Here is a 19,813-nt window from a genome sequence, read left to right as displayed (position 1 = left end):
GGCAGAGATTGCGGGAGATACCGGCTTGCGACAAAGCATCAATTCTCGACACAGCCATTAGCTGGTCTTATGCCTGATCCATGGATCGCGCCCAATTGCCGCTCAATGCCCTGCGCGCCTTCGAGGCTGCCGCCCGGCATCTCAGCTTCACCCGCGCCGGCCTCGAACTCTGCGTCAGCCAGGGCGCGGTCAGCCAGCAGGTCGCGCAGCTTGAGGCGCGGATCGGCGCGCCGCTGTTCCGCCGCCTGCCGCGCGGGCTGGCCTTGACCGACGAGGGGCTGGCGCTACTCCCGGTGCTGGCCGATGCGTTCGACCGGGTCGGCGGCACGCTGGAGCGGATCGAGGGCGGGCGGCTGCATGAAGTGCTGACGCTGGGCGTGGTCGGCACCTTTGCCGGCGGCTGGCTGCTGCCGCGCCTTGCCGATTTCGCCCGCGCCTGCCCCCATGTCGACCTGCGGCTGATGACCAACAATAACCGGGTCGACCTGGCCGGCGAGGGGCTGGACCTGGCGATCCGCTTTGGCGAGGGCGCCTGGCACGGCACCCATGCCCAGCCGATCCTGCGCGCGCCGCTCGCCCCGCTCTGCACGCCCGCCCTTGCGGTCCGCCTGGCCGATCCCGCCGCGCTTGCGCGCGCGCCGCTGCTGCGCTCCTATCGCGCCGACGAATGGCCGCGCTGGTTCGCCGCCGCCGGCGCCCCCTGCCCGCCGCTGCGCGGCCCGATGTTCGACACCTCGCTGCTGATGGTGGAGGCGGCACGGGCCGGCCTTGGCGTTGCGCTCGCCCCGGTCGCGATGTTCGCCGCCGATCTGCAGGCCGGGCGGCTGGTCCAGCCTTTTCCTGAGAGCGTCGATGTCGGCGGCTATTGGCTCACCCGCCTGCTGTCCCGCCCCGACAGCCCCGCCATGGCCGCCTTCCGCGCCTGGCTGGCGGATGCTGTCCTACAGGGCTGATCGCCCCTATAATGGGGGCGGCCGGCGCAAGGATGTTACAGGGATTGGAAATATAATGTCGAAATGTGCGGGAAATATGGGAAGTTAAGCGATCGAAATCCTATTGCGGATAGCTGATCGCCATCACCTCATATTCCTTTTCCCCGACAGGCAGATGCACCCGGCGCAGGTCGCCGATGGCCGCCCCGCGCAGGGCTCGGGCGATCGGTGATCCCCAGCCGATCCGGCCGGCGCCGGCGTCCGCCTCGTCATTGCCGACGATCGTCACGGTGCGATGATGATCATCCTCGTCGGCGATGGTGACGGTCGCGCCGAAATAGACCCGCCCCTTATCGGGCTGCTGGCGCGGGTCGACGACCTTGGCGTCCTTCATCTTCTTCGACAGGCGCTTCAACTGCCCGTCAATCTCGCGCATCCGCTTGCGGCCATAAAGATAGTCGCCATTTTCGCTGCGGTCGCCATTGCCCGCGGCCCAGCTCACCACCTCGACGATGCGCGGCCGCTCGACACCGAGCAGATGGTCATATTCCGCGCGCAGCTTCGCAAAGCCCTCGGGGCTGATATAATTGGGATAGGGACCGCTCATGCCGCCCCTTATCCACAGCCTTGGCCGACGCGCAAACCGGAAAGATCAGCCCGGCGTCTGCTTGCCCAGATAGCGGCTCAGCACCGCATTGCTGCCCTTGAACTTGGCCCGCTCCGGATTCATCGCCTCATAGACGACGGCATTTTCCAGCACCCGCTGCACATAGTTGCGCGTCTCGAAGATCGGGATCTGCTCGATCCAGCGCAGCATGTCGGCGCCCGGCAGGCGCGGGTCGCCATTGGCCTTGACCCAGCGATTCACATTGCCCGGCCCGGCATTATAGGCGGCGACCGCCAGCGGATAGCTGCCGCCATAATAGTCGAGCATGCGCTGGAAATAGCCCGACCCCAGCATGATGTTGTAGCTGGGATCATTGAGCGAACCTGCGTCATAGCTCAGGCCCAGCTTGCCCGCCTGCTCCCGCGCCGTGCCCGGCATCAGCTGCATCAGGCCGCGCGCGCCGGCATGGCTGACGATCTGCTTGTCGAACTGGCTTTCCTGTCGCGCGATCGCATGGACCATGGTCCAGTTATATTGCGCCGTCGGCGGCACCGGCACGCGCGGGAAGGCGCTGGCGCCATAGCCGGTCAGGCCGTTGGACACCGCTCGGCGGCCGACCATCACGCCCATGTCCGGGCGGCCCAGATTCTGCGCCAGCTCGGCGGCCAGGAAATGATCGCCATCGCTGTCCGCACCATTGGCAATGGCGCGGACAAATTTGCTCTGGTCTTCCCAATAGCCCATCTGCCCCAGCGCCCTGGCGGCGCGCACCACCGACCGGTTGTTGAACTCGCTGCGTTCTGCGGCCGAAATCGACACCGCCCGTTCGGGCGGCGGCGGCACTGGCCGGCCCAGCCGCTCCAGCGCCAACTGGCCATAATATTGATCGGGGAACTGTGCCGACTGGTTGAAATAGCTGTTGGCGCTGGCGGCATCGCCCGCCTGCAGCGCCGCGCGCCCGGCCCAATAATAGCCCTTGGCCTGGACCTGGGGCGACTTGCCGCCGGTCGCATAGCGGCGGAACATCGCCACCGCATCGGTCGGACGGTTGAGATTGTAGAAGGCGGTCGTGCCCGCCAGCCAGGCAAGGCTGGTATAATCGTCGCGCTCGCCGATCGGCCGGGTCGACACGTCCGTGCCCGGCGCATAGGCGTCGTCCAGCTGGCTGGCGATGCCATAGGCAAAGCTCCACTGGCTGTCGTTCGCCGACGACCGCGCCTGGGCCAGCAGCGTCTCATACCATTTTTCGGCATTGCCGGGGCGGAAGGTCAGCGGCTGGCGATTGGCCAGATATTGGCGCCCGGCGATCCAGTTGCCGCTGTTGAGCAGCCAGGTCGCCTTGTCGGCGATGAAGCCCGCATCGCTCGCCCCGCCGGCCGGCTCGGCCGTCTGCATCTTGATCGCGGCGTCCGGCGACTTCTGGCGAAAGGCGATGCGCGCATCATAGATCGCCCGCCGCGCCGGGCTGACATAGGCCAGCATCCGCATCGCGCCGATCGTGTCATTGCTCCACAGCAGTATGTCGGCGCGCTGGTCATGGTCGGCCACGGTAAAGCCCGATCCGAACAGTGACAGCAGCCGCGCCTCGTCGGTCGGGCTCAGCGTGCCGGTGATCCAGGCGGTGCGCGCGGCCACCCGCGCCTCGTCCATCCGGCCGGTCTGCATCAGCGCCACGGCATTGCGGGCATGGCCGGTCGCGGTGCGCGCCGGGAAGCGGGCGAAGAAGGCGACCACCTGGCGCGGATCAAAGCTGTCGGGATTGATCCCGGTCTCGGCCAGCCGCCGCATCCGGTCCTCGCCCGGCCAGCCGGGATTGGCCATGATGAAGCTGGCATAGGTGGAAAAGCCCAGCCCATCGCTCTGCTGCAAGGCGCGCCACTGGCTGATCGTGCCGGCGATCGAGGGATCGGACGGCATGCCGACGCGGCTGGCCGCCTGGTTCCAGGCGCTGGGCTGAGTCGAGCCCGGCTGGCCCGGCAGGGGCTGCACCATCGCCTGGGCATAGACGGTGGGGGTTTCGGTCTGGGCGCCGGCACCGGCGGTTGCGAGCAATAAAGCAATGACAGGCATGCGGATCAGGTAACTTTCGACAGTTCCGGGCTTCGGCATGCTGGACATAATCGCTATTGCATCCTTATCAGGCCCTGAATGACGCGCTATAGCGCGCCGCTTGCCCGATCATGCCCCGGTCGCCCGGAGAATTGAAGGAGTTTAATGATGTTTTCCGGGTCGATTCCAGCCCTGGTGACCACTTTCCGCGATGGAGCGGTGGATGAGGCCGCCTTCCGCGCCCTGGTCGACTGGCAGATCGAGGAAGGGTCGAGCGCGCTGGTCCCCTGCGGCACCACCGGCGAAAGCGCGACCATGACGGTCGAGGAGCATAATCGCGTCATCGCCATCTGCGTCGACCAGGCGGCCGGCCGCGTGCCGGTGATCGCCGGCTGCGGATCGAACGACACCCGCATCGCGCTGGAACATATGTATGCGGCGCAGGCCGCCGGCGCCGACGCGGCGCTGGTCGTCGCGCCCTATTACAACAAGCCGAATCAGGACGGCGTCTACCAGCATTTCGCCTATCTGGCGCAGCGCTGCGACCTGCCGATCGTCCTCTACAATGTCCCCACCCGCACCATCACCGACATCGGCGTGCCGGTGATGCACCGGCTGAGCCAGGAATATCAGTCGATCGTCGGGGTGAAGGACGCCACCGGGAATCTGGGGCGGGTCACCGCGCAGCGCCTCGCCTGCGGCCCGGACTTCTGCCAGCTTTCGGGGAATGACGAAACCGCACTCGGCTTCAACGCGATGGGCGGCCGGGGCTGTATTTCGGTCACCGCCAATGTCGCCCCGCGCCTGGTCGCCGATTTCCAGGCGGCCTGCGCCGCGCAGGATTGGGATGGTGCCCTGGCGCTGCAGGATCGTCTCTATCCCCTGCATGATGCCCTGTTCAGCGATTCTTCACCCGGCCCTGTCAAATATGCCCTCACCCGCGTGCGACCCGACATGCCCGGCGAGCTTCGGCTGCCGATTACCTGGCCGTCGGAATCGAGCCGCGCCGCGGTCGATCGCGCGCTGGAGATCGCCGGTCTGGTTTGACGCGCCGGCGTCCCTATATGATGAATTGAGTTAAGCAGCAGAATATGGCCCGCCCCCGCCCCGCAACCTTCGACAAGAAGAAGATCGTCGCCGAGAACCGGCGCGCCCGTTTCGATTATTTCATCGAGGACGTGTTCGAGGCCGGCATCGCGCTGCAGGGCACCGAGGTGAAGGCCCTGCGCGGCGGCGAGGGCAATATCGCCGAAAGCTATGCCGAGGTGAAGGGCAACCAGGTCTTCCTGGTGAACAGCAACATCCCCGAATATAGCCATGGCAACCGCGAAAATCACGAGCCCAAGCGGGTGCGCAAGCTGCTGCTGCACGAGCGTGAGATCGAGAAGATGCACAGCGCCGTGTCGCGCAAGGGCATGACGCTGGTGCCGCTGATGGTCTATTTCAACAGCCAGGGCCGGGCCAAGGTCGAACTGGCGCTGGCCAAGGGCAAGCAGAATCACGACAAGCGCGACACGATCAAGGAACGCGACTGGAAGCGCGATCAGCAGCGCATCATGAAGGCGCATAGCTGATCCATGGACAATCGCTTCTCCCGCTGGTGGCACGCCAACGCGCCGACCCGTGAATCGCTGGAGAAGAGCCGCGTCCTTGCCCCCGTCGCCCATCGCGTGCTGGAACCCTCGCTGTGGCGCTTCACCCGTCGGTCGGTGCCGCGCGGCGTCGCGCTCGGCCTGTTCGTCGGCATCTTCCTGCTGATCCCCGGCGTCCAGATCGCCGGCGCTGCTATCTTCGCCCTGCCCTTCCGCGCCAATATTCCGGTGGCGGCGGCAATGACCTTCCTGTCCAACCCGGCCACCACGCCGCTGATCCTGATGGCATCGGTGTGGCTCGGCAACTGGATGCTCGGCCGCAGCGCCGACGCCTCGGGCTTCATGGCGCTGGTCGATGGCCATGCCTCGATCGGCCAATGGTGCGCCTGGCTCTTTTCCGAAGCCGCCCCGGCCATGCTGCTCGGCCTCTTCCTCATCTCGCTCGCCAGCGCGGTGCTCGGCTATGTCGGTGCCGACTGGTTCTGGCGCCGCCGCATGGGGCGCAAGTGGCAGGCGCGCAAATTGAGGATTGGCAAGCGCAATGAAAGCAGCGCATTGGAAGAGATCGCCCGGGTCTGATCCGTGGCGTCATGGTTCCATTGTAAGGGCTTAAGGGGACGGCGCCGATGGTCGCGCGGGTAAATAGGGATGATGAGGCGTGGATGGGGCAGGCCCCGTCGCGCAGCTTCGTGCCCCTGCTCGCGCTCGCCGCAGCCGCCTCCGCCGCGATCGTCCTCTATGCCATTGGCGACTGGGCGCTGGCCGCCGGCTTTGCCGCCACGGTCATCACCATCGCCGCGCTGCTCGCTTGGTATCGCCGCCTCTACCCCCCGCCGCTGTCCGCCAGTGATGCCGTGCCCGACTGGACCGTCGCGCGCGCCGCCGCCGACGCCTCCAGCATGGCGATCGCCGTCACCGACCGCGCCGGCCGACTGGTCTGCGCCAGCGACCTGTTCGGCGAATGGTTCCCCGGCTATCCCTCCCCGCCGGCCGTCAATGCCGATGCCTCGCTGATCGAGAGCCTGACCGCCGCCGCCCGCGCCGCCTGGCGCGATGGTGAGGCCAAGGTCGAGGCGATCGCCCATGCGACCCTGCGCCTCGACGTCGACATCACCCGCACCGGCCGGTCGGAAGATTATCTGCTCTGGCGCTTCACCCCGATGCGCCAGCCCAGCGCGCTCGACGATGTCCATCGCGTGCTGACGGGCGAAGCCGGACGACAGTTGGGCGAAGCCGGCATCATGGCGGTGATGATCGGCGGCGAAGGCCGCATCCGCGCCGCCAACGGTGCCTTCCTGCTGCGCGCCGCCGGACGGATCGACGCCAACATCACCGGCCGCGATTTCGCCGCCCATATGCGGGTCGATGACAAGGGCCGGCTGTTCCTGGCGCGCGAGGAAAGCGGCGGCCTGCCGCTGCGCCTGCTCCAGGTGCCGCTGCGCCGTGCGTCGCAGCCGGGCGGCGTCCAGAATGGCGCGCAGGACGGCCCGATGCTGCTGCTGCTGATCGACGAGCCGGCCGGCGGCGGCGGCACCTCGGCCCTTTCCTATATCGAAACCCTGCTCTCGCTGCTGCCCTTCGGCCTCGCCATGGCCGATCGCGACGGCCGGGTGCTGTTCGTCAACAAGGCGTTCGCCCGCGCCGCCGGCATCAAGGATGCCGAAACGCCCAGCTATCCCGGCGACCTTGTCGTGCGCGAGGATCAGGCGGCGGTGGCCGACGCGGTGCGCCGCTTTGCCGTCGGCCCGCAAATGTCGGGCGACATCGCCGTGCGCATGCGCGAACAGCCCGAAGAACCGATCGCGCTCAGCCTTGCCGGCGTGCGCGGCCTGGGCGAGGCCGCCGTGCTGCTCAGCCTCAAGGACAATAGCGAGGAATCGAAGCTCAAGCGCCAGGTCGCACAGGCGACCAAGATGCAGGCGATCGGCCAGCTAGCCGGCGGCGTCGCCCATGACTTCAACAATATCCTGACCGCCATCATCGGCCATTGCGACCTGATGCTGATGCGCCATACGCCGGGCGACAGCGACTATGACGACATCACCCAGATCAAGTCGAACAGCAATCGCGCCGCCGGCCTCACCCGCCAGTTGCTCGCCTTCTCGCGCCAGCAGACGCTGCGCCCGCAGATATTGCAGCTGCCCGACATCGTCGCCGACGTCTCCAACCTGCTGAAGCGCCTGCTCGGCGAGAATGTGAAGCTCGACGTCAGCCATGGCCGCAACCTCGGCGCGGTGCGCGCCGACCCCGGCCAGCTGGAACAGGTGATCGTCAACCTGGCGGTCAATGCCCGCGACGCCATGCCCGAAGGCGGCACGCTCAATATCCAGACCTATGGCGTGCCGGCGAACCGCGTGCGCGAGATGCGGCAGCAAATTCTGCCGATCAGCGACTATACCGCGCTGCGCGTGTCCGACACGGGCCTGGGCATCCCGCCCGACATCTTGTCCAAGATCTTCGAACCCTTCTTCACCACCAAGGAACTGGGCAAGGGCACGGGCCTTGGCCTTTCCACCGTCTATGGCATCGTCAAGCAGTCGGGCGGCTATATCTTCGCCGAATCCGAACTGGGCCGGGGCGCCAGCTTCGTCATCTATCTGCCGGTCTATGCCGGCGGCGACATCGAGCAGGCCAAGCCCAAGACGCCGATCAAGCGCAGCGAAACCTGGGGCACCGGCACAGTGCTGCTGGTCGAGGATGAGGATATGGTCCGCGCCGTGGCCGAACGCGCCCTCACCCGCCAGGGCTACAAGGTGCTGACCGCCAGCGACGGCGAACAGGGGTTGGAAGTGCTGGGCGGCGGCGAGAAGATCGACCTGCTGATCTCCGACGTGGTGATGCCCAATATGGATGGCCCGGCGATGGTGGCGCAGGCGCGGCGCAGTTTCCCCGACCTCCCCGTGCTGTTCATGTCCGGCTATGCCGAGGAGCAACTGCGCAAGTCGATCGACATCGCCAATGTCGCCTTCCTGCCCAAGCCCTTTTCCGTCAACCAGTTGGCCGAAGCGGCGCGCGACGCGCTGGCGATGCGACCGGCGGCGGAATGAACTTGCCCGCCGGCAAACGATTATGCTGGGCATCGCCTGCCCCTTTGGCTAGCGATGGGAAGCAAGCACAAGGGACAAGGGCGCATGGCTGACGGCAAGTCCATCCTCATCGTCGAGGATGAAGCGATGATCGGCATGATGCTGGAAGATTATCTCGACGCGCTCGGCTATCGCCTCCACGCGACCGCCGCGTCGGTGGACGAGGCGTGCGCCCTGGCGCGCGAGGGCGGGTTCGACGCCGCCCTGCTCGACTGCAATCTCCAGGGTGAAAAAAGCTGGCCGGTCGCCGACATATTGGCCCAGCAGTCGATCCCCTTCCTGTTCGCCACCGGCGGCATGGCGGATGATCTGCCGCAGGGTCATGCCGATCGGCCGACGCTGGCCAAGCCCTTCACCATCGGCGCCGTGGAGCGCGCGCTGGAGAAGATTCTCGCCGACTGAATAGGCAGGATAGGAAATTTCCGTTCCCCTCTTGTTCCGCAGGAACAAACAGGATACATCATTGGCAGGCGCCGAGTGACTCGACGCGATCCGCTTGACAGGGGATAGGCCGATGACCGCTATGCTCTCACTCATCGATTCCAAGAAGACAGGCACAATGGACAGACAGAAAGCATTGGAGGCGGCGCTCGCCCAGATTGATCGCGCCTTCGGCAAGGGCAGCGCGATGAAGCTCGGCAGCCGTGAGAAGATCGAGATTGAATCGATCTCGACCGGCTCGCTCGGCCTCGACATCGCACTCGGCATCGGCGGCCTGCCCAAGGGCCGCATCATCGAGATTTACGGCCCCGAAAGCTCGGGCAAGACCACGCTGACGCTGCATGCGATCGCCGAAGCCCAGAAGGCCGGCGGCACCGCCGCCTTCGTCGACGCGGAACATGCGCTCGACCCCATCTATGCCAAGAAGCTGGGCGTCGACATTGACGAACTGATCGTGTCGCAGCCCGACACCGGCGAACAGGCGCTGGAAATCGTCGACACGCTGGTCCGTTCCAACGCCATCGACATCCTCGTCGTCGACTCGGTCGCCGCGCTGGTGCCGCGCGCCGAGATCGAGGGCGAGATGGGCGACAGCCATGTCGGCCTGCAGGCGCGCCTCATGTCCCAGGCGCTGCGCAAGCTGACCGGGTCGATCGCCCGCTCCAAGTGCATGGTGATCTTCATCAACCAGGTGCGCATGAAGATCGGCGTGATGTACGGCAATCCGGAAACCACCACCGGCGGCAACGCGCTCAAATTCTACGCCTCGGTCCGTCTCGACATCCGTCGCACCGGCCAGATCAAGGATCGCGACGATATCGTCGGTAACGCGACCCGCGTGAAGGTGGTGAAGAACAAGGTCGCCCCGCCCTTCAAGCAGGTCGAATTCGACATCATGTATGGCGAGGGCATTTCCAAGATCGGCGAAATGCTCGACATCGGCGTCAAGGCCGGGCTGGTCGAGAAGTCGGGCTCCTGGTTCTCCTATGACTCGGTCCGCATCGGCCAGGGTCGCGAGAACGCCAAGACCTTCCTCAAGGAAAATCCCGAAATGGCAGACCGCCTGGAAAAGGCGATCCGCGGCAAGACCGAGGAAGTCGCCGAAGGGATGATGGCCGGACCCGAAGCGGGGGATGACGACTAAGCAGGACGACCGCGCCCGACCGGATCAACCGGGCGCCTGATCCTGCCTTTCGTCCACCTCTGGCTTCACGCTCTGAAAAGGCCCGTTGCGCGAAGGCGCGGCGGGCCTTTTACCTGTCGTGCGCACGACAGGGCTGTCGCCATGCAGGCGCAACGGAGGGGAAGAGGGAAAAGACCGCTATTCGTGCGGCCGCAGGGCGCGGTTAAGCGAATCCAGCACTTCGGCGATCGGTTCGGTCACGGTGACGCTGCGGCCTTCGCCAAAGCGGATGCGGGTGCCGTCGGTCACGGATGAGACGAAGGTCACCTGGGTAGGGTTGACCGCGGTTTCGGTGCGATCGACGCCGACGAACATGACGAGCATGATCTTCTCTCCCATTTTCGGCCCGTGCCGGACCCATTGGGTGCAAGACTAGCTGCTTTTTGCGCCGTTACCAGAGGCTTTGTGCGGTTCAGCCTGCCTGGATCGCCTGCAGGAACCGGCTCGCCCGATCGTCCAGCCGGTGCGCGACCGTCGCCAGTTGCCCCGCCGCGACGCCGATATCATGGGCGCCTGCCGCCGCCGCGCTCGCATTGTCGCTGATCTGGCGCGCGCTCTGGCGGATATGGTCGCTCGATGATCCGGCTTCCGACAGGCTGGCGGCGATCGACCGGCTGAAGGCACCATGGCGCGCCACCGCCGAAAAAACCGATGCCGACACCTCGTTCGCGGTCGCCATCGCCGCGTCCATGTGCAGATGCCCCTGCGCCACCGTCTCCACCGCCAGCCGGACATGGCCGATGCGCTGGCCGATCTCGGCCGCCGCCTCACGCGTCTGGCTCGCCAGCAGCTTGACCTCGCGCGCCACCACGGCAAAGCCCTGCCCCGCCTCGCCGGCCCGTGCCGCCTCGATGCTGGCATTGAGCGCCAGCATGCTGGTCGCCCGCGCAATATCGTCGATCAGGGTGATGACCGCGCCGATCCCGTCCGCCTCGACCCGCAGCGCCGCCGTCTGCTCGGCGCCGACCTGCGTCTGCGCCACCGCCGCGCGGATCGCCTCGCCCGCCGCGCGCACCTGGCTCTCCATCGCCTGGAACAGCCCGCCCAGTTCCTGCCCGCCGCTGGCGATGCCGTGCAGGCTGTCGGCCGTCTGCTCCGCCGCGACCGCCATGCCGGCCGCCGCCTCGCCATTGCCCGACGCCCGGTCTACCGCCTGTTCAGCGCGCACCGACAGCATGTCGGCCATGCCGACCAGATCCGCGATCAGCGCCTCGACATCCGCGCGAAATGCGCCGCTCTCGCGCGTCACATGTTCCAGCCGCCGGGTGCGGGCCAGCGCATCGCGCGTATCCCGCTCCGCCGCCAGCCGCAGCAGCAGCGGACCGCCGACCACGCCGGCATAATCGCCGCCCTGCGTGACGATCAGCCCCTCACAATCACTCCCCTGCGCTGCATAAAGGTCGATCAGCCGTTCGATGCTGGCGCTCTGCTCCACCGTCGCGCACGGCCGCACATGCTCGTCCAGCCGCCCGCCAAAGCTCGGATTGCGCAGCAGCGCATGGCCGAAGGGGTTGAACAGGATGCGTCGCATGTCGCGCTCATAAATGGCCCCCACCGGCCGATCGGCGGCGTCCACCACCGGCAGCAGCCGCAGCGCCGCATCATCCTGGAAACGATCGACCGCCTGGCTGAGCGGCTGGCCCAGCCGGACCGCGGCGCAGCCCTGGGCAAAGGGCAAGGCGGTGCCGGCGGCAACATGCGGCTCCGGGTCGGGCCGATCAAGCATCTGGGGCGCGTACATGGCGCCCGGCCTAGAAGAAAAGGGTAAATGACCGCTTAGTATTTGATGACGCTTTTGTTACATATCATTGTTTTTGCGGAATTATTTTGCCGACTTATAGCCAAACGCCTCCCGCGCCAGCTTGACCACCTCGGGATCGGGCGCCGGAAAATCCATCGGCACCAGTTTCTCCAGTCGCTCCGCGACATAGGTCAGCGCCGCGATTCGTCCGGCCTTGCGATTATTATTGTCGATCACCTTCCAGGGTGCCTGCTTGGTGTCGGTCTTCTCGAACATGTCGTGCATCGCATCCCAATATTCGGCCCGCCTGGCCCGGTTGCGATAATCGTCGGTGCCGGTCTTCCACCGCTTCCACGGCGTATCCAGCCGCTGCGCCAGTTGCTCGTCCTGCGTCTCCTGCGTGATGTGGACGAACAGCTTGATGATGTTGGTGCCGGTCTCGACCTGCTGCGCCTCGAACGCGTTGATATCCTTGTATCCACGCTTCCATTCCGCCTTGGAGGCATATTTTTCCACCCGCTCGACCAGCACCCGGCCATACCAGCTTCGGTCGAACAGGCCGATATTCTGGCTGGCGGGCAGCCGGGTCCAGAAGCGCCAGAGGAAATGATGGTCCAGTTCCTCGCGCGTCGGCGCGGCGATCGGGTGGACCTGATAGTAACGCGGGTCCCAGTCCGCGGTCATCCGCTTGATGATGCCGCCCTTGCCCGCACCATCCCAGCCTTCCAGCATGATGACGGTCCGGCGGCGATGCAGGATATGGGCGACCTGGATCTTCGACAGGCGATGCTGCAGCGCCAGCAGTTTGGCGGCATAATCGCCCTTATACTTCGCCCCGGTCTCATAGTCCGACAGATTGATCGTCATGCGCCGCTCTCCTGCAAGGGGACCGCCGATTAGATCGAAGCCCGGTCCGAAGGGCAAGAGCGGTTTCAGCGCAGCACGGCGTCGGTATCGACCAGCCGCACATCGTGCATCATGTCGAGATAGGCCTGGAGATAGAATTTGTGCGAGGCGCCGACGATCACCAACATGCGCTGTCCCGGCGCGGCGGCGAACACATCGCGGATATTGGCCGCCATGCGCAAATTGCGCACCTCCCAATAGCCGGCATAGCCGCGCCCATAGCGCTCAGGCGAAGGTTCCTTGAGCGCCGCGCCGAAGTCGCTGTCATAGATGGTCTGCGCCTGGTCCGGCGCATTATAGGCGCGATAGAGCGCCAGCACGCCCGCGCCCGTCCCAATGCCGGGTTGCAGCGCCGCATCGGCCGCCTTGCGGCGCGCCGTCGCTTCATTGCCCCATGCCTTCATGATCGCCGCGCCCGCTGCCTTTTCCTCCTCGGCATTGCGATAGGGCCGGTCGGCGCTGTGGTCGTCCATCGGTTCCAGCCGCTCCAGCCCCAGCTTGGCAGCCAGCGGCGCGGCAATCAGGAACTCCTCATTGCGGCGCTGGCGCAGCGTTTCGAGGCGCGCCACCAGCACAGTATCCAGCCCGTCCCCGACATGCCGGTCGACCGCGTCCAGTCGCAGCCATTGCACCAGCGCCGATCCCTGATCCTCCGCCGCCAGGAACAAGGCCGCCATATGGCGCCGGTCCGATGCCGTCGGCCGCTCCGGCCAGGCGGCCAGACGCCGCTCGACCTCGGCCGTGGCGGCCGGCACGTCCAACCCAGTCGCCTGGCGCGCCGGCGTCGCGTCCCAGCAATAGGTTTCCACCGTCTCCGCATAGCGGAACGGCGCGCGGCGCAACGCATCGCATTGCAGACCAGACAGGGACTCGACCGCGATCGATTGCGGCTTCCACGCCGCCAGCCGGTCGATCATCGGCCCCAGCGCCTGCGCATCGAAATCCTTTGGCCAGCCCGACAGATGGGGCGTGCCCAGCACCATCACCTCATTGGGCGGCCCGGCAACCGCCTTCAAAGCGCGCGGATCGAAACCGGGACCAGTCGCCTGCACCGACACCGCCGCAAGCCCCGCTGCCAGTCCCGCCACCAGCGTCGCCATGATCGTCCGCATCATCCGCCCTGCTCCCTTGCCGCCATGTGTGTTATCATAACAATACAGCAAGGCAAGACGGCAAAGAAAAAGGCCCCCGCCAGATGGTGGGAGCCCTGTTCCTTCCAGCCTATGGAAAGGCTTATGCCTTCGCCTGCGGCTCCACGACACGTACATGCAGTTCGCGCAGCTGCTTGAACTCGGCGGCGCTCGGCGCCCCCATCAGCAGGTCTTCGGCGCGCTGGTTCATCGGGAACAGCGTGATCTCGCGCAGATTCTGCGCGCCGCACAGCAGCATCACGATACGGTCGACACCGGCGGCCATGCCACCATGGGGCGGCGCGCCATATTGGAACGCGCGATAGAGACCACCGAAACGCTCTTCCACGTCTGCCTGGCTGAGGCCGACCAACTCGAACGCCTTGACCATCGCCTCGGGCGACTGGTTACGGATCGAGCCCGACGCGATCTCATAGCCGTTGCAGACCATGTCATACTGATAGGCCTTGAGGCTCAGCGGATCCTGATTGTTGAGCGCGTCCAGCCCGCCCTGCGGCATCGAGAAGGGATTGTGGGCGAAGTCGACCTTCTTCTCGTCCTCGTCATATTCATAGAAGGGGAAGTCGACGATCCAGCACAGGTCGAACCGGTCCTTGTCGATCAGGTCGAGCGTCTCGCCGACGCGGATGCGCGCCAGGCCCGCCAGCTTGGCTGCCTGCGTCTCCTTGCCCGCGGCGAAGAACACGCCGTCGTTCGGGCCAAGACCCAGCGCCGCGATCAGCTTGGCGGTCGCTTCCTCGCCATGATTCTTGGCGATCGGGCCGCCGGGCACGCCATCCTTGATGTTGATATAGCCAAGGCCCGAATAGCCTTCGCCGCGCGCCCAGTTGTTCATGTCGTCGAAGAATTTGCGGCTGCCCGCGCCCGCGCCCGGCGCCGGGATCGCGCGGATGACATTGCCGCTCTCGACCAGGCTGGCGAAGATGCCGAAGCCCGAGCCATGGAAATGCTCGGTCACGTCCTGGATGATGATCGGGTTGCGCAGGTCCGGCTTGTCGCTGCCATATTTCAGCATGGCTTCGGCATGCGGAATGCGCGGGAAGCTGCCGGCCGGGGTGACCGGCTTGCCCTGGGCAAATTCCTCGAACACCGACGCGATGACCGGCTCCATCGTGTTCCAGACATCCTCCTGGGTGACGAAGCTCATTTCCAGGTCAAGCTGGTAGAATTCGCCCGGCAGGCGATCGGCGCGCGGATCTTCGTCGCGGAAGCAGGGGGCGATCTGGAAATAGCGGTCGAAACCGGCAACCATCAGCAGCTGCTTATATTGCTGCGGCGCCTGCGGCAGGGCGTAGAACTTGCCCGCATGGATGCGGCTGGGCACCAGGAAGTCGCGCGCGCCTTCCGGGCTGGACGCGGTCAGGATCGGCGTCGAATATTCGGTGAAGCCGGCATCTTCCATGCGGCGACGCATGTCGCGGATGATCTTGGTGCGGGTGACGATATTGGCGTGCAGCGTTTCGCGGCGCAGGTCCAGGAAGCGATAGCGCAGGCGGATATCCTCGGGATATTCCTGCTCGCCCGCCACCGGCAGCGGCAGTTCGGCCGCGGTCGACAGCACGGTCACCTTGTCGGCCACGACCTCGATCGTGCCGGTCGCCATCTTCGGGTTGGTCGCTTCCGGGCCGCGCGCGACCACGGTGCCGTCGATCGTCACGACCGATTCCGCACGCAGGCCGTCCAGGATGCGCAGCGGCTCGCTGTCCGCCTTGGCGACGATCTGGGTCAGGCCATAATGGTCGCGCAGGTCGATGAAGAGAACGCCGCCATGATCGCGCTTGCGATGCACCCAGCCGGACAGGCGCACATTCGCGCCGACATCGGCTTCACGAAGGGCGCCGCAATTGTGGGTGCGATAGGCGTGCATGGCGTTTCGATCTTTCAAATTCGTTTTACGGAAATGACAAATTGTTGCGGCCCAGCTATGGGCTTGCCTTGTCGACTATCGACCAGCCCGCAGGACGCGGGCCAGCCCATAATAAGATCGAAGACCATATGCAAATTCATCCGCTGATTACCGACAGCAAGACGCTTTCCGATTTCTGCGCCCGCATGGCCAAATCCCCCTATGTCGCGGTGGATACCGAGTTCATGCGCGAGAATAGCTACTGGCCCGAACTCTGCCTGGTCCAGGTCGCCGACTCCAGCGAGGCCGCGGCGATCGACCCCAAGGCGCCGGGCATCGACCTTACGCCCCTGCTCGACCTGCTGGTCAATAATGAGGACGTGCTCAAGGTCTTCCATGCCGGCGGCCAGGACATCGAGATCGTCCATAATCTGACCGGCAAGACGCCGCATCCGATGTTCGACACCCAGATCGCCGCCATGGCGCTCGGCCTTGGCGAACAGATCGGCTATGGCAATCTCGTCGACGCCTGGCTCGGCGTGCAACTCGACAAGGGCGCAAGGTTCACCGACTGGGCGCGCCGCCCGCTCGACAAGCGCCAGATCGACTATGCGATCGGCGACGTCACCTATCTGATCGAAATCTTCCCCAAGATGCTGGAGGAACTGCGCAAGACCGGGCGCGGCGACTGGCTCGACCAGGAAATGGAGCGGATCAGCGATCCCTCCAATTACGAGAATGATCCGTCCGAAGCCTGGAAGCGCGTCCGTATCGCCAGCCGCAAGGCCGATGTGCTGGGTCGCCTGAAGGCGCTGGCCGCCTGGCGCGAGAAGGAAGCGCAGGACAAGAATCTGCCACGCGGCCGCATCGTCAAGGACGAGACGCTGGCCGACATCGCCAGCCACCCGCCGCGCGCGCAGGAGGATCTGGGCAAGGTGCGCGGCCTGTCCGCCACCTGGAAGAGCAACGACATTGGCGGCCGGCTGATGGCTGCGCTCGGCGCGCACAAGCCGCTCGGCAAGGACGAGATGCCCGAACGCGATCCCAAGCGTCCGGGCCTGGGCAAGGATGGCGCGCTGGTCGCCGACCTGTTGAAGCTGTTGCTCAAGATCCGCTCGCGCGACATCAATGTCGCCCCGCGCCTGCTCGCCCGCACCGACGATATCGAGGCGCTGGCCGCCGGCGTGCGTGACGATCTCGCGATCCTGGAGGGCTGGCGCTATGACCAGTTCGGCCGGGATGCGGTGGACCTGGTCGAAGGGCGCCTGGCCTTCGCGGTCAAGAATGGCCGGCTGAAAATGACGCGGACCGAATAAGGAGACGGACGATGCGGATGGCGATGCCCATGCCGATGATGGCGATGATATTCCTGCCCCTGGCCGCCTGTGCCGGGACCGGCAGCGAAGGCCCCGGCTCCGCGTCGCCACAAGCCATGGCGCAAGGGCCGTGCAGCCATGACGGGCTCGACCGCTTCACCGGCCAGAAGGCGACGGCCGATCTGGGCGCGGAATTGCTCAAGGCGTCGGGCGCGAAGACGCTGCGCTGGGGCGGCCCCAATATGGCCATGACCATGGACTTCCGCCCCGACCGGCTGACCGTCAGCTATGACGATCAGTTGGTCGTCACCAGCGCCCGCTGCGGCTGACTCGCGCCCGCCTCATTCGGCGGCGCGCGGCAACTCCACCACCGTGCTACCATCGAGTGCGGTAATCAGCACCACCGCCCCCTCGGCGCCATAGGCGCCGTGCAGGGCGACGATGGAGGCCTTCACGGCCACCGCCTCGCCGCGATTGCTCAGCAGCATGGTCTGCACGCATTGCGCGCCCTGCCCCTGCATCGCCCGCTCCAGCGCCTGGCGGAATGCCGCGCGGCCATGGGTCAGCACCAGGTCGGTCAGTTGCACGCCCATCACCCGTTCGCGCGGCAGGCTCAGCATATCGGTGAAGGGCACATCGACCGCGTCGATCGTGCCGCGCACCGACAGGCGGACATAGCCGACATCGCCATGGGCGGTCATCGCTTCGATGATCGCGGCCTTGGCATCGGCCAGCCGATGGCGGCGCACATCCTCGGTAATGTCGCGGAACATGATGACGGTTGACCTTCCAAGGGGAAAACTCTGCAGCCGCAGCCAGGCGCCGTCGGCAAAGGGAGAGGGAATATCGGCTGCGCTCGGCTCGCCGCCGCTCACGGTGCGGCGCACATGCACTTCCATCAGGCTGCCACTGATGGACGGCAGGACGACGTCCAGCTTGGGGCCGACCATCTGTCCCACCGGCTTGCGACAGATGGCGCTGGCGACCCGGTTGACGAAGTCGACGCGCATATCCTGGTCGCAGATGATCACCGCCTGATCGACCCAGTCGGCCAGCGCGAACAATTTCTCCTCGGCGCTTTCCTGACCGGCGCTGCCCGACTGGGCTTTCAGCGCCCGGAATTCGTTGACGCCCAGCAGCACATGAGTCGCCCGGCCATGATGGGTGATGTAAAGCGGCGTGCGTGTCGCCATGTCGCGACATTCGGAAAAGCCGCGGACCAGGTCGGCCGCGGTGACGACCGGACTTTCGGCCGGATAACCACCCTCTCCCTCCATTCCATCACTCCCTACTGGGTTCAGATGGCGCGTAACGCGCTGGGTCATGTCCCTTGATGCCATAATTATCGGCCCTCCATCAATCGGACAAAAACAGAAGCAACATGCCTTCCTCGGGACGGGACGGCTTCAAGAGGGAATGACGGGCATTTCCGCATCCTGTTTCCTTTGCTCAGGCCGGAAACGCGTGTTTCCGGTCCATCTGCGTGCCCATGGCCATCACGACCAGCACCGGCACCGCCCAGATTGTCGACATGGCGTAGAAGAATTTGGTGAGGTAGGCGGGTGACACGATCACCGCGACCTGAACCGCCGCCACATTCAGCTGGAAGGCGGCAACGATGATCGGCCAGCGCCGGCTGCTCAGCATCGAAATGATGATCTTGAACAGCAGCGAGGCGCATTCGATCGCCAGGATCGTGCGGATCAGCACCGCCTCCGGCCGGATGGTCAGGACCGCCGTCTGGGCCAGGATGAACCCTGCCCAGACGCCGACGATGCTCCAGCGCCCGGTCGCACCGCCATAGCGCACCACGAAGATCGAGGTGGCGATCAGCGCGATCGTATAGGCGAGGAAGATCTGCACGATCCTGCCTTCCGGTCCGGTCGCGTCAGGCGACCAGGCGCAGGGCGTCGGCCTGCTTTTCTTCCAAGGCGCTCCACGGGCTGTAGCAGCCGTCGGCGCGTTCGGCCTGGTTGGTCTTCATGCGGATCTTGGTCGCTTCCAGATGGGCGCCCAGCAGCTGCTCGCGGCTCTGCATCATCGTGTCGATGCAGCCATGGAAGCGCTTGAACAGCTTCTGTCCCTGTTCGGGGGCCAGGCCGATGGTGCGGGCGGTGTCGATCATGTCGGCGCTCATCCGCAGCGTATGGGCCAGAACATCGTCCAGCTTCACATAGGCATCGCGGACCTGGCCGCTCAGGTTGAAGAAGGTGTCGTCCGACATGTGCATTTCGCTCTTGGCGGCGCGCTCGGCGCGGCGGGCATTGGACATGGCAAGGCTCCCTTTTCAGGCCAGCGCTCGCTGGCCCATCAGATGGTTGGATTGTTGGAGACCGTCAGCCGAACAGATGATTGAGCCAATATCCCATCGTGATCAGCGCGGCCAGGGACCCCCCTGCCCATAACGCGACCCGGAAGATGGTCGTCAGGATCTGCCATCGATTCAGCCCATGCGGTTCCCCTCCCATGGTTGCCAGAATCCGGTTACCCAATTGGCGCAAACGACCCTTTTCCTGCCGCTCTGCACCAGCCGGGATGTCGCCGGTCCGGGTCGGCCTGATCGGTGCCGACGCCTCCTTCTCACCCGCCATCGCCGGTTCAACAAGCGGCTCCGGCTTTAATTCAAATTGCTTGAATTGCTCGTTTTTCTCGGCCTCTACCAATATCCGGGCGGCTTCGCGCCGATCCTTGGCGCCCAGCGCCACGGTCGCGCGATAGACATATTGATCGACCGTGCCGGGGGTCAGCGATGTACGCTGCGCGATCTGTTTGGAGGTATAGCCCTGTGCCACCAGCCGCAGGCATGCCCGCTGATTATCGTCCAGACTGGCAACCGCATTCGACATTCCAACCCCTCTGATCGCCCACAGGGAATCATGCCCCGGAACGGATGTAAACTTCTTCTATGATCAATTTTTTATGATGCCGGCCAAGCCATTGATTTATATCAGATACACTTCATC

20 protein-coding genes are annotated in these 19,813 nt (G+C 65.5%); 9 read left to right on the top strand and 11 right to left on the bottom strand.

Annotated elements, in window-relative coordinates; genetic code table 11:
- Window positions 1–80: 80 nt before the first annotated feature.
- Entirely contained in the window at window positions 81–953 is an 873-nt protein-coding gene (locus AC0KVN_RS10970; protein WP_435566953.1) for a LysR family transcriptional regulator, read from the top strand.
- Between the two features lie 100 nt (window positions 954–1,053).
- Here the strand turns inward: AC0KVN_RS10970 and greB are convergent, their stop codons facing one another.
- Together greB and AC0KVN_RS10960 are read right to left on the bottom strand one after the other, a co-directional pair.
- On the bottom strand, window positions 1,054–1,539 hold the full coding sequence (greB, locus tag AC0KVN_RS10965) for a transcription elongation factor GreB (protein ID WP_435566952.1): 486 nt from the start codon (window positions 1,537–1,539) through the stop codon (window positions 1,054–1,056).
- A 45-nt stretch (window positions 1,540–1,584) separates the two neighbouring features.
- Window positions 1,585–3,657: a lytic transglycosylase domain-containing protein gene (locus tag AC0KVN_RS10960; RefSeq protein WP_435566951.1), complete on the bottom strand. Its 2,073-nt coding sequence runs from the start codon at window positions 3,655–3,657 to the stop codon at window positions 1,585–1,587.
- A gap of 99 nt (window positions 3,658–3,756) precedes the next feature.
- Here AC0KVN_RS10960 and dapA point away from each other — a divergent pair, with 99 nt between their 5' ends.
- The 6 genes from dapA (at window position 3,757) to recA (ending at window position 9,851) form a co-directional block, all read left to right on the top strand.
- Window positions 3,757–4,635 carry a 4-hydroxy-tetrahydrodipicolinate synthase gene (gene dapA / locus AC0KVN_RS10955; RefSeq protein ID WP_004208674.1) on the top strand — a complete coding sequence of 293 codons (879 nt, stop codon included), beginning with the start codon at window positions 3,757–3,759 and terminating at the stop codon, window positions 4,633–4,635.
- Window positions 4,636–4,679: 44 nt separating this feature from the next.
- Entirely contained in the window at window positions 4,680–5,162 is a 483-nt protein-coding gene (gene smpB / locus AC0KVN_RS10950) for an SsrA-binding protein SmpB (RefSeq protein WP_010337314.1), read from the top strand.
- A gap of 3 nt (window positions 5,163–5,165) precedes the next feature.
- Window positions 5,166–5,759, top strand: coding sequence for a DUF2062 domain-containing protein (locus AC0KVN_RS10945; RefSeq protein ID WP_037510853.1), 594 nt, complete (start codon window positions 5,166–5,168; stop codon window positions 5,757–5,759).
- Between the two features lie 47 nt (window positions 5,760–5,806).
- The gene (locus AC0KVN_RS10940; protein WP_435566950.1) at window positions 5,807–8,227 is read left to right on the top strand and encodes a hybrid sensor histidine kinase/response regulator; all 2,421 of its coding nucleotides are present in this window, start codon (window positions 5,807–5,809) and stop codon (window positions 8,225–8,227) included.
- An 84-nt stretch (window positions 8,228–8,311) separates the two neighbouring features.
- The gene (locus tag AC0KVN_RS10935) at window positions 8,312–8,668 is read left to right on the top strand and encodes a response regulator (protein WP_004208678.1); all 357 of its coding nucleotides are present in this window, start codon (window positions 8,312–8,314) and stop codon (window positions 8,666–8,668) included.
- A gap of 112 nt (window positions 8,669–8,780) precedes the next feature.
- Window positions 8,781–9,851: a recombinase RecA gene (gene recA, locus AC0KVN_RS10930; protein WP_004208679.1), complete on the top strand. Its 1,071-nt coding sequence runs from the start codon at window positions 8,781–8,783 to the stop codon at window positions 9,849–9,851.
- Window positions 9,852–10,028: 177 nt separating this feature from the next.
- On the opposite strand, the gene AC0KVN_RS10925 is transcribed toward recA, so the two are convergent.
- The 5 genes from AC0KVN_RS10925 to aspS form a co-directional block, all read right to left on the bottom strand.
- The gene (locus tag AC0KVN_RS10925; RefSeq protein WP_004208680.1) at window positions 10,029–10,214 is read right to left on the bottom strand and encodes a hypothetical protein; all 186 of its coding nucleotides are present in this window, start codon (window positions 10,212–10,214) and stop codon (window positions 10,029–10,031) included.
- An 88-nt stretch (window positions 10,215–10,302) separates the two neighbouring features.
- Window positions 10,303–11,631, bottom strand: coding sequence for a methyl-accepting chemotaxis protein (locus AC0KVN_RS10920; RefSeq protein ID WP_435566949.1), 1,329 nt, complete (start codon window positions 11,629–11,631; stop codon window positions 10,303–10,305).
- 81 nt (window positions 11,632–11,712) lie between these two features.
- On the bottom strand, window positions 11,713–12,498 hold the full coding sequence (locus AC0KVN_RS10915; protein WP_435566948.1) for a polyphosphate kinase 2 family protein: 786 nt from the start codon (window positions 12,496–12,498) through the stop codon (window positions 11,713–11,715).
- A gap of 65 nt (window positions 12,499–12,563) precedes the next feature.
- Entirely contained in the window at window positions 12,564–13,652 is a 1,089-nt protein-coding gene (locus AC0KVN_RS10910; RefSeq protein ID WP_435566947.1) for a DUF5694 domain-containing protein, read from the bottom strand.
- Between the two features lie 118 nt (window positions 13,653–13,770).
- Entirely contained in the window at window positions 13,771–15,555 is a 1,785-nt protein-coding gene (gene aspS, locus AC0KVN_RS10905; protein ID WP_483656106.1) for an aspartate--tRNA ligase, read from the bottom strand.
- Window positions 15,556–15,683: 128 nt separating this feature from the next.
- Between aspS and rnd the strand changes: the two genes are divergently transcribed.
- A complete protein-coding gene (gene rnd, locus AC0KVN_RS10900) occupies window positions 15,684–16,850 on the top strand; it encodes a ribonuclease D (protein WP_010337305.1) in 1,167 nt (388 codons plus the stop codon).
- A gap of 11 nt (window positions 16,851–16,861) precedes the next feature.
- Window positions 16,862–17,179, top strand: coding sequence for an I78 family peptidase inhibitor (locus tag AC0KVN_RS10895; RefSeq protein WP_435566945.1), 318 nt, complete (start codon window positions 16,862–16,864; stop codon window positions 17,177–17,179).
- Window positions 17,180–17,191: 12 nt separating this feature from the next.
- Here the strand turns inward: AC0KVN_RS10895 and AC0KVN_RS10890 are convergent, their stop codons facing one another.
- From AC0KVN_RS10890 to AC0KVN_RS10875, 4 genes are all read right to left on the bottom strand, one after another.
- On the bottom strand, window positions 17,192–18,127 hold the full coding sequence (locus AC0KVN_RS10890) for a PAS domain-containing protein (RefSeq protein WP_010337303.1): 936 nt from the start codon (window positions 18,125–18,127) through the stop codon (window positions 17,192–17,194).
- A gap of 172 nt (window positions 18,128–18,299) precedes the next feature.
- The gene (locus tag AC0KVN_RS10885; RefSeq protein WP_004208689.1) at window positions 18,300–18,713 is read right to left on the bottom strand and encodes a hypothetical protein; all 414 of its coding nucleotides are present in this window, start codon (window positions 18,711–18,713) and stop codon (window positions 18,300–18,302) included.
- Between the two features lie 25 nt (window positions 18,714–18,738).
- Complete coding sequence (locus tag AC0KVN_RS10880) at window positions 18,739–19,122, bottom strand: hypothetical protein (RefSeq protein WP_004208690.1); 384 nt, start codon at window positions 19,120–19,122, stop codon at window positions 18,739–18,741.
- 64 nt (window positions 19,123–19,186) lie between these two features.
- Window positions 19,187–19,696 (bottom strand): helix-turn-helix domain-containing protein, encoded by a 510-nt coding sequence (locus AC0KVN_RS10875; RefSeq protein ID WP_435566944.1) that lies wholly within the window; start codon window positions 19,694–19,696, stop codon window positions 19,187–19,189.
- Window positions 19,697–19,813 lie beyond the last annotated feature (117 nt).

It is taken from the genome of Sphingobium sp. SG1, from assembly GCF_057063145.1.
The sequence above is the reverse complement of the archived record's forward strand: the minus strand, read 5'-3'. Positions and strand labels throughout refer to the sequence as shown.

What these genes read in the sequence shown, in the direction of transcription:
- AC0KVN_RS10970 (WP_435566953.1), top strand. Translation starts at nt 81, where the DNA reads ATGGATCGCGCCCAATTGCCGCTCAATGCCCTGCGCGCCTTCGAGGCT.
- greB (WP_435566952.1), bottom strand. Translation starts at nt 1,539, where the DNA reads ATGAGCGGTCCCTATCCCAATTATATCAGCCCCGAGGGCTTTGCGAAG.
- AC0KVN_RS10960 (WP_435566951.1), bottom strand. Translation starts at nt 3,657, where the DNA reads ATGTCCAGCATGCCGAAGCCCGGAACTGTCGAAAGTTACCTGATCCGC.
- dapA (WP_004208674.1), top strand. Translation starts at nt 3,757, where the DNA reads ATGTTTTCCGGGTCGATTCCAGCCCTGGTGACCACTTTCCGCGATGGA.
- smpB (WP_010337314.1), top strand. Translation starts at nt 4,680, where the DNA reads ATGGCCCGCCCCCGCCCCGCAACCTTCGACAAGAAGAAGATCGTCGCC.
- AC0KVN_RS10945 (WP_037510853.1), top strand. Translation starts at nt 5,166, where the DNA reads ATGGACAATCGCTTCTCCCGCTGGTGGCACGCCAACGCGCCGACCCGT.
- AC0KVN_RS10940 (WP_435566950.1), top strand. Translation starts at nt 5,807, where the DNA reads ATGGTCGCGCGGGTAAATAGGGATGATGAGGCGTGGATGGGGCAGGCC.
- AC0KVN_RS10935 (WP_004208678.1), top strand. Translation starts at nt 8,312, where the DNA reads ATGGCTGACGGCAAGTCCATCCTCATCGTCGAGGATGAAGCGATGATC.
- recA (WP_004208679.1), top strand. Translation starts at nt 8,781, where the DNA reads ATGACCGCTATGCTCTCACTCATCGATTCCAAGAAGACAGGCACAATG.
- AC0KVN_RS10925 (WP_004208680.1), bottom strand. Translation starts at nt 10,214, where the DNA reads ATGCTCGTCATGTTCGTCGGCGTCGATCGCACCGAAACCGCGGTCAAC.
- AC0KVN_RS10920 (WP_435566949.1), bottom strand. Translation starts at nt 11,631, where the DNA reads ATGTACGCGCCCCAGATGCTTGATCGGCCCGACCCGGAGCCGCATGTT.
- AC0KVN_RS10915 (WP_435566948.1), bottom strand. Translation starts at nt 12,498, where the DNA reads ATGACGATCAATCTGTCGGACTATGAGACCGGGGCGAAGTATAAGGGC.
- AC0KVN_RS10910 (WP_435566947.1), bottom strand. Translation starts at nt 13,652, where the DNA reads ATGATGCGGACGATCATGGCGACGCTGGTGGCGGGACTGGCAGCGGGG.
- aspS (WP_483656106.1), bottom strand. Translation starts at nt 15,555, where the DNA reads ATGCACGCCTATCGCACCCACAATTGCGGCGCCCTTCGTGAAGCCGAT.
- rnd (WP_010337305.1), top strand. Translation starts at nt 15,684, where the DNA reads ATGCAAATTCATCCGCTGATTACCGACAGCAAGACGCTTTCCGATTTC.
- AC0KVN_RS10895 (WP_435566945.1), top strand. Translation starts at nt 16,862, where the DNA reads ATGCGGATGGCGATGCCCATGCCGATGATGGCGATGATATTCCTGCCC.
- AC0KVN_RS10890 (WP_010337303.1), bottom strand. Translation starts at nt 18,127, where the DNA reads ATGGAGGGAGAGGGTGGTTATCCGGCCGAAAGTCCGGTCGTCACCGCG.
- AC0KVN_RS10880 (WP_004208690.1), bottom strand. Translation starts at nt 19,122, where the DNA reads ATGTCCAATGCCCGCCGCGCCGAGCGCGCCGCCAAGAGCGAAATGCAC.
- AC0KVN_RS10875 (WP_435566944.1), bottom strand. Translation starts at nt 19,696, where the DNA reads ATGTCGAATGCGGTTGCCAGTCTGGACGATAATCAGCGGGCATGCCTG.